Below are 1,200 nucleotides of genomic sequence, written 5' to 3'. Positions count from 1 at the left end.
AGGGCCGACCGGATGCCCGCCGGGTCGAGGTCCGCACCGGCCCGCGGGACGGCGTAGGCGACCAGCCGCTTGCTGCCCGCGGTGTCCTCACGGACGGCCGCCGCGGCCTCGCCGACGCCGGGCAGGGCGGCGAGGGCGCCCTCGACCTCGCCGAGTTCGACGCGGAAGCCGCGGATCTTGACCTGGCCGTCCGCACGGCCGGCGAACTCGAGCGCGCCCTGCGGTGTCCACCGCACGAGGTCGCCGGTGCGGTACATCCGCTCCCGCGCCTCGAAGGGGCACGCCACGAAGCGGCCCGCGGTCGCACCGGGCCGGCCGTCGTAGCCGCGGGCCAGGCCGGCGCCGGCCACGTACAGTTCGCCGGTCACCCCTGGCAGCACCGGGCGCAGGGCGGCGTCCAGGACGTACAGCCGGGTGTCGTCGAGCGGCCTGCCGATCGGCAGCGGGGAGGGGACGGCGGCCGGGTCGGTGAACGGGATGTGGGTGACGCACAGGGTGGCCTCGGTGGGGCCGTAGGTGTTGCGCACGGTGATGCCGTGAGCCGCGACCAGGACGCTGCGGACCGACTCCGCTGTGACGACGTCCCCGCCGGTGCCGACCTCGCGGAGGCCGTCGAACGCCGCGGGGTCCTCCTCGGCGATCGCCCGGAACAGGCCCGCGGTGAGGTGGACGTGGGTCAGACCGTGCCGGGCGGTCAGGGTCCGCAGCAGCGCGGCGTCGAAGCGGGTGTCCGGGGCGACCACGACGGTGCCGCCGCTCAGCAGGGGCACCCACAGCTCGTAGACGGAGGCGTCGAAGGAGTGCGGGGCCCGGAAGAGGACCCGTTGCGGGGTGTCGTGACGCCAGGCGGAGTCGGTGGCGAGCCGGACCACGTCCTCGTGGGTGACGGCGACGCTCTTGGGTGTGCCGGTCGACCCCGAAGTGGACATCAGGTACGCGAGCTGTCCCGGTGCGGGCTCCGGCAGCGGCGGCGCCCCGGAGCCGCGGGCGTCCAGGGCGTCCCCGCCGGGGCCGCCGACCAGGCACGCGTCGTCGGTGCCGTCGGCTGCGTCGGTGCGGTCGACCCGCAGCACCCGGAACGCGCCGTCGGCGGCCGCGGCGGTCAGCGCGTGACCGGTGAACGCCGCGTCCGTCAGCAGCAGTTCCACGCCCGCGTCGGCGAGGACGGTGCGCATACGGGCGGCCGGCGCCCGGACGTCG

1 protein-coding gene is annotated in these 1,200 nt (G+C 76.6%); it reads right to left on the bottom strand.

Features of this window, described 5'->3' with window-relative positions; translation table 11 throughout:
- A partial coding sequence (locus tag V2S66_RS34295; RefSeq protein WP_330801015.1) for an amino acid adenylation domain-containing protein occupies positions 1-1,200 on the bottom strand: 1,200 nt, incomplete at both ends.

The organism is Actinacidiphila polyblastidii (genome assembly GCF_036353415.1).
GTDB classification, from domain to species: domain Bacteria; phylum Actinomycetota; class Actinomycetes; order Streptomycetales; family Streptomycetaceae; genus Actinacidiphila; species Actinacidiphila polyblastidii.
The sequence above is the reverse complement of the archived record's forward strand: the minus strand, read 5'-3'. Positions and strand labels throughout refer to the sequence as shown.